This is a genomic window from Hymenobacter negativus (assembly GCF_016056375.1).
In the GTDB taxonomy this organism is placed as follows: Bacteria; Bacteroidota; Bacteroidia; order Cytophagales; family Hymenobacteraceae; genus Hymenobacter; species Hymenobacter negativus_A.
Genome location: NZ_JAEDAE010000005.1, coordinates 302,856 through 309,887, shown reverse-complemented (window position 1 = coordinate 309,887; position 7,032 = coordinate 302,856). Strand labels below are relative to the sequence as shown.

Annotated in this window: 5 protein-coding genes; 2 read left to right on the top strand and 3 right to left on the bottom strand. The window is 62.0% G+C overall.

What is annotated here, in order from left to right:
• Positions 1-155: 155 nt before the first annotated feature.
• Positions 156-458 (bottom strand): hypothetical protein, encoded by a 303-nt coding sequence (locus tag I7X13_RS13610; RefSeq protein WP_198066564.1) that lies wholly within the window; start codon positions 456-458, stop codon positions 156-158.
• 147 nt (positions 459-605) lie between these two features.
• Between I7X13_RS13610 and I7X13_RS13605 the strand changes: the two genes are divergently transcribed.
• Entirely contained in the window at positions 606-2,012 is a 1,407-nt protein-coding gene (locus I7X13_RS13605; protein WP_198075913.1) for a cytochrome P450, read from the top strand.
• Between the two features lie 30 nt (positions 2,013-2,042).
• Here I7X13_RS13605 and I7X13_RS13600 read toward each other — a convergent pair whose 3' ends face one another.
• Positions 2,043-2,897 (bottom strand): universal stress protein, encoded by an 855-nt coding sequence (locus I7X13_RS13600; protein ID WP_198075912.1) that lies wholly within the window; start codon positions 2,895-2,897, stop codon positions 2,043-2,045.
• A gap of 233 nt (positions 2,898-3,130) precedes the next feature.
• On the bottom strand, positions 3,131-4,450 hold the full coding sequence (locus I7X13_RS13595; RefSeq protein WP_198075911.1) for a peroxiredoxin family protein: 1,320 nt from the start codon (positions 4,448-4,450) through the stop codon (positions 3,131-3,133).
• 247 nt (positions 4,451-4,697) lie between these two features.
• On the opposite strand from I7X13_RS13595, the gene I7X13_RS13590 reads away from it, so the two are divergent.
• Positions 4,698-6,989: an aconitate hydratase gene (locus I7X13_RS13590; RefSeq protein WP_198075910.1), complete on the top strand. Its 2,292-nt coding sequence runs from the start codon at positions 4,698-4,700 to the stop codon at positions 6,987-6,989.
• Positions 6,990-7,032: the final 43 nt, after the last annotated feature.

Below are 7,032 nucleotides of genomic sequence, written 5' to 3'. Positions count from 1 at the left end.
CAACTAATGCTTTCATAATAAAAAAAGCCTCTCATGCGAGAGGCTTTTTTTATTCGTTTCTCTTATTCAAATTCAAAAAGAAAAAGCAAGAAAGGGAAATCGGAAGTCGGCTACAAAATCCGCGAAATCCGAAAAATCCACATGAATCCGTGGTCCTATTTTGATACCTGATAACTCACGCTGCCGGGTTTCACTTCGCTCACTTTGAAGGTGACACCATCAAAAGTGCTGTCGACTTCCAGGGTGTGGGTCATGTCGCAGCCGGGGCACTTTATTTCCTCGATTTCGTGGTTGTCGGCGTGGGTGGGCGAGTCGGCCTGGTCGTTGGGAGCAGGCACCCCGATGAGGTCGGTGAAGACTTCGGTGTGGCACTTGTTGCACTCAAACTTGAGGCCGACGGTGCGGCCTTGCAGGTCGGCGAGCGGAGCGGGGGCGTTGGGTTGCTGATGAATCCACATAAGGAGCGGGAAGTTTGGAAAAAGAAAGTAGGTTGGCACGGGGCCTTATCTGGCTGTACGCGGCTGGTTTGAAAAAAGATGAGCTGCCCGCCGCGCCGGGTTATTTTTGGGGGCCGCATCCAAGTGTGGCCCGGTGTTATGATTGAGTTGCCCGCATCTGAAAAAGCCCCGGCAAACACGTTTCGGTTGCCCCGGCTGCCGCGCTGGCGCTCGCTGCTGCGCTCGTTTGCGCTGGCCAAAGACCCGCTGCCGGTGCTGAATGATACGCTGGCGCGCTATGGCGACACGGTGGAGCTGTTCATTGGCGGGGTGGAAAAAAGCATTCTCACCCGCGACCCCGGCCTGATTCAGCACGTGCTGCAGAAAAACAACCGGAACTACGCCAAATCGAAGTTCACGCAGGGCTTTTCGCGCTATATCGGCCACGGCCTGCTCACCAACGACGGCCCCGACTGGCTGCGGCAGCGCCGGCTCATTCAGCCCGGTTTCCACCGGCAGCGGGTGGCGGGCCTCACCGGCCTGATGCAGGAAATCACGGCCGAAACGCTGGCTCCGCTGGTGGCGCAGGCCACGAGTGCGGGCGGTGCCACCACCGTGGCCGTGCACGAGCTGATGACGCGCCTCACCTTTCGCATCATCGCCCGCTCGGTGTTCAGCACCAATTTCCCGGAGGCCGAATTGGACCGGCTGGCGGGGCTGATTACCGAGATTCAGGCATTTTTCGTGCGTTCCATCCGGCAGCCCTACCTCAAGCCGTGGTTCCGGCTGCGGGGCCGCTTTGCCTACCACGATGCGCTGGCCGCCGAGCTGCGCACGCTGCTGGGCGGCCTCATCGCCCAGCGCCAGCAGGCCAACGCCCAGCCCGGCAGCACCCCGCCCGACGACCTGCTGCAGATGCTGCTCGATGTGCGCTACGAGGACAACGGCGAGCCCATGCCGACGGACCGGCTCATCGACGAATCTCTTATCCTGCTCGTGGCTGGCCACGAAACCAGTGCCAACGCCCTCACCTGGCTCACTTACCTGCTGGCCCACCATCCGGCCGAGGCTGTGGTCATTCAGCAGGAAATGGCCGCCGTGCTGGCCGGCCGCACGCCCGCGTTCGAGGACCTGCCACGCCTCGGCACTGCTTTGTATGCCGTGCAGGAGGCCATGCGCCACTACCCGCCCGCCTGGATGGTGGACCGCGTGGCCCTGGCCGACGATGAATATCAGGGCCTGCGCATCCCGCAAGGCACGCTGTTTTCGCTCTATTTCCACGGCCTCCACCACGACCCAAAATATTGGGCAGCCCCCGAGGAATTTCGCCCTAGTCGTTTTGCGCCCGGCGCGGCGCGGCCAGTGCAGGCCAATGCCTACGTGCCCTTCGGCGGCGGGCCGCGTCTGTGCATCGGCATGCAGTTCGCCCTCACCGAAATGCAACTTGTGACGCTGGAGCTGCTGCGCCAGTTCGATATCGAGTGGGTGGCCGGCCAGCCGCCCGTGGCCGTGCAGCCGCTTATCACCCTCCGCCCGAAGCACGATTTTCAGGTACGGCTGCGGGTGCGAGAGTAGGCAAAGTTTGGATTCCAGAACAGCTGGGTCCTACGCCGCTAAATGATACGTCAGTACCGGCGGGAAGGCGTGGGTGGCCACGGTTTCGGCAATGCTGGTGCGCAGGAAGCGGCTGAGGCCCGAGCGGGCGTGGGTAGGAATGACCACCATGTCAGCCCCCACATTCTGGGCGTATTCCTCGATGCCAACACTGGTGCGCTCCGCGTCCACCTCGGCTGTCTGGCAGTTGAGCAGGTGGTGCTGCTGGGCAAAGGCCTCCATTTGTTGCTGGGCCACGTGGCCGCTGCTGCCGGCCGCCACGTGCAGCAGGTGCAGCGTGGCGTTGGGGAAGTCGGCCTGCACCTGGCGCAAGCCCTCCAGGGCGCTAGCGGCATCGGCAGCAAAATCAGACGGAAACACGATATTCTGCACGTCGAAATCGGTGTGCGGGTGCTTCACCGTGAGCACCGGACAGGGCGCCAGCCGAATGACACGCTCGGTGGTGGAACTCACAAAAAAGTGCTCCACTGCTCCGTGGCCGCGCGCGCCCAGCACCACAAGGTCGGGGTGGTCACGGTTGATGGCGTGCAGAATTCCGTCGCCGACGCGGGCAATTTCCACCTCGTCCTGCACCGGTACTTCGGGGGCCAGCATGGCCGCTTCATCGCGCAGTAGGTGCATTCGCCGCTTGGTCGTTTCCAGCAGCTTGATGGTGTAAATCCGGTCGACGCTGTGGCCGCCCGCCGACGAGCCCATCGTGCTGAAACCGCCCGCCACGCCCTCGGCTTCTTCCAGCACGTGCAGCAGCGTGAGACGGCCGCCCGTGCGCTTGGCCAGCTGCAAAGCGACCTCAAAAGCATTGTGGGCTTCGGGCGAAAAATCGGTGCAAACCAGGATGTTTTTCATGGCCGGAATAAATGAGGTGAAGAGAAATGCCGCCTCCCCCAGGCCACTGCGCAAGGCTGCGGCCGGAAGAATAATTGCATATCACAATATACTACGCAATGTGCCCCGGTTGTCCTCTCCCGCACTAAAAAAAGGGTTTGTCATTCCGACGAAGGAGGAATCTGGATATAATTACCAGATTCCTCCTTCGTCGGAATGACAAACCCTTCTCGGATTGGCCCTGATGCCCTTATCTACTCTTTCAGCAGCTTATCCACGATCTTGTTGAAGCCGTTGATTTCTTCCTGGTAATACTTGCCCGTGCCCGGCCCCGAGAAGCCGGTATGAATCTTCCGCACATTGCCCTTTTTATCGAGGAAAATGGTGGTGGGGAAAGCCAGAAATTTCGCCAGCTGCGGCAGCGACTTTGCCACCGAATCCTTGTCGGCTACGCCCGCAAAGGCCACGTCGTAGCCCATCTTGAACCGCTCGCGCATGCTGCGCAGCTTGGCCGCCGATACCGCGTAATCGGGCTTGCGCTCGTAGCCCAGGCCGATGATTTCTACGCCGCGCGCCTTGTTCTTCTCGTACCACGGGGCCAGGAAATTGGTCTCGTCCATGCAGTTGGGGCACCACGAGCCCAGGATTTGCAGCACCACTACCTTGCCGCGGTACTTGGGGTCGGTGGGGGAGATGCTGCTGCCTTCAATCACGTTCGGAAACTTGAAATTCAGCCGGCTTTCGCCCTTTTTGAGGTAGGTGAGGGTGTCGGCATCGGGCAGCTTGGCCTTAGGGTCGGGCACGGCCGTCCAGGTTTCGTGGCCGGATTTGCCGGAGTAGAAGTCGCCGAACAGCGTGTTGGGGGCGTATTCTTTGGTGATGTCAATTGGCTCCTTTGGCCCGTTTTGAGCCGTGAACAGGAAGGCGTGGCTGCCGTCGAAGGTGCTCACGGCCATTTTCTGCCCGTTCACCACGCCGCTGAGGTAGCGGTAGTCGCCGGTGGTGGTGAGGAAGGTGCCGGTGAGGTGGTTGCCCTGCTGGGTAAACACGCCCGTGGCCGGGTAACTCTCCTTGCCTTCGCCGAAAGTGGCCCGCCAGGTGCCGCCAAAGTTGCCCGACTTTTCGGTTGACTGCGCGACCGGAAACAGCTCCTGCGCGCCTGCTGTGGCCGTAACCGGTACGCGGTAGGGCGTTTTCGAATCGTATTTCACCCAGGTGCCTTTCAGCTTGCCCTGGCCATCGGCGCGGACCACCAGCGCCGCATCAAAGGCGTGCATGCGAATGGTGGTCGAGTCGCCGGCCGATTTGATGTCCTCGCAGCGCAGCCGTTCCTCGCCGTTCAGGCCTTTATTGATGAGGTACACCACCGGCTGGCCGGCTTCGTCTTTCACCTCGAACAGAAACGGGATTTCCTGACCTTGCGTGGCCAGCACGCCGCGCCAGGGGCCGGGCGTGAGCTTTGGAGCGGCCGCGCCGCCGCCAGCAGCCGTTTCAGCAGAAGTGGAAGTATTGGACTGGCAGGCCCCCAGGCCCAGCGTGGCCATCGCCATCAGGCGGAGAAGATTGTTATTCATAAGTAAGCGCAAAAATGCACGCGCAAGCCCCACCAACCACCAACCCCACCAATAGGTTGCCGCCCGCCCTCTGCGGCTCTTCTGCGAAAACCTCCGCGCCCTCTGCGGTGAAAACCCGTCTTCACCCCGAACGCAACCCCAAAAACCCGCGTTAATCCTTCGCAAACCCGCATCCGTGCATTTGGGCTAGGTCCAACTTGCCGGGAGTGCTACATTTGCGCAATCACTCTATTATAACACGCATCCTATGGCTTTCGACCTGGAAATGATTCGCGCCGTGTACGCCGGCATGGGTTCCCGCATCGAAGCGGCCCGCGCCGCGGTGGCGCGCCCGCTCACCCTCACCGAGAAAATCCTCTACGCCCACCTCTACGGTGGCGATGTTAAGCAGGCCTACGAGCGCGGCGTTTCCTACGTCGATTTCGCCCCCGACCGCGTGGCCATGCAGGATGCCACCGCCCAGATGGCGCTGCTCCAGTTCATGCAGGCCGGCAAGGCCACGGCTGCCGTGCCCAGCACCGTGCACTGCGACCACCTCATTCAGGCCAAAGACGGCGCCACCGCCGACCTGGCCGAAGCCAACTCCGAAAACAAGGAAGTGTACGACTTCCTGGCCTCGGTGTCCAATAAGTACGGCATCGGCTTCTGGAAGCCCGGCGCCGGCATCATTCACCAGGTAGTGCTCGAGAACTACGCCTTCCCCGGTGGCATGATGATTGGCACCGACTCGCACACCCCCAACGCGGGCGGCCTGGGCATGATTGCCATTGGCGTAGGCGGCGCCGATGCCGTGGACGTGATGGCCGGCATGGCCTGGGAACTGAAGTTCCCCAAGGTGATTGGCGTGAAACTGACCGGCCGCATGAACGGCTGGACTTCGGCCAAAGACGTGATTCTGAAAGTGGCCGGCATCCTGACCGTGAAAGGTGGTACGGGCGCTATCGTGGAGTACTTCGGCGATGGCGCCGAAAGCCTCTCGGCCACCGGCAAAGGCACCATCTGCAACATGGGCGCGGAAATTGGCGCGACCACCTCGGTGTTCTCGTACGACGAGAAGATGGGCGATTACCTGCGCGGCACCGGCCGCGCCGAAATCGCCGATGCCGCCGCCGCTGTGCGCCAGCACCTGCGCGCCGATGACGAGGTGTATGCCCAGCCCGAGCGCTACTACGACCAGCTCATCGAAATCGACCTCAACACGCTGGAGCCCTACGTGAACGGTCCGTTCACGCCGGACGCCGCCTGGCCCATCTCGCAATTCGCTGCGGCCGTGAAGGAGCACGGCTGGCCCGAGAAGCTGGAAGTGGGCCTCATCGGCTCGTGCACCAACTCGAGCTACGAAGACATCACCCGCTCGGCCAGCATCGCCAAGCAGGCCGTGGATAAGGGACTGACCGTGAACGCTGAGTTCACCATCACGCCCGGCTCGGAGCTGGTGCGCTACACCGTGCAGCGCGACGGCCTGCTCGACACGTTTGCCGACATGGGTGGCGTGGTGCTCGCCAACGCCTGTGGCCCGTGCATCGGCCAGTGGGCCCGCCACACCGACGACCCCAAGCGCCGCAACTCCATCATCACGAGCTTCAACCGCAACTTTGCCAAGCGCAACGACGGCAACCCGAACACCCACGCTTTCGTGGCCTCGCCCGAAATCGTGACGGCCTTCGCCATTGCCGGCGATTTGACCTTCAACCCCCTCACCGACTCGCTGCAAGGTGCCAACGGCCCCGTGAAGCTCGACGAGCCCCAGGGCGTGGAAATGCCCCCGCGCGGCTTTGCCGTGGAGGATGCCGGCTTCCAGGCGCCCGCCGCCGACGGCTCGGGCGTGCAGGTTATCGTGAACCCGTCGTCCGACCGTCTGGAGCTGCTTGAGCCCTTTAAGGCTTGGGAAGGTACTGACCTGATGGGTCTGCGTCTGCTCATCAAGGCCCAGGGCAAGTGCACCACCGACCACATTTCGATGGCCGGCCCGTGGCTGAAATACCGCGGCCACTTGGATAACATCTCGAACAACATGCTCATCGGGGCCACTAACGCCTTTAACGGCGAGGCCAATAAGGTGCGCAACTTCGCGGTGCAGGGCGACGGCTACACCACCGTGCCGCAGTCGGCCCGCTCGTACAAGAGCGCCGGCATCGGCACCGTGGTAATCGGTGACGAGAACTATGGCGAAGGCAGCTCGCGCGAGCACGCCGCTATGGAGCCCCGCCACCTCGGCGTGCGCGCCGTGATTGTGAAGAGCTTTGCCCGCATCCACGAAACCAACCTGAAGAAGCAGGGCATGCTCGGCCTCACCTTCGCCAACAAGGCCGACTACGACCTGATTGAGGAGGGCGACACCATCGACATCCTCGGCCTGACCACCTTCACCGAAGGCCAGCCCCTGCAGGCCCGCCTGCACCACGCCGACGGCGACACCGACCTCATTACCCTCAACCACACCTACAACGAAGGTCAGATTGAGTGGTTCAAGGCTGGTTCGGCGTTGAATTTGATTCGCATGAAAGAAGCCAGCGGCGCCAACCTCTCGCAGAAGTAAGCGAGTAGCGCTAGCTACTTAAGCTGCAACGGCCGCCTCGGGA

Excerpts from the sequence above, each read along its gene's own strand:
- I7X13_RS13610 (WP_198066564.1), bottom strand. The coding sequence starts at position 458 with ATGTGGATTCATCAGCAACCCAACGCCCCCGCTCCGCTCGCCGACCTG.
- I7X13_RS13600 (WP_198075912.1), bottom strand. The coding sequence starts at position 2,897 with ATGAAAAACATCCTGGTTTGCACCGATTTTTCGCCCGAAGCCCACAAT.
- I7X13_RS13595 (WP_198075911.1), bottom strand. The coding sequence starts at position 4,450 with ATGAATAACAATCTTCTCCGCCTGATGGCGATGGCCACGCTGGGCCTG.
- I7X13_RS13590 (WP_198075910.1), top strand. The coding sequence starts at position 4,698 with ATGGCTTTCGACCTGGAAATGATTCGCGCCGTGTACGCCGGCATGGGT.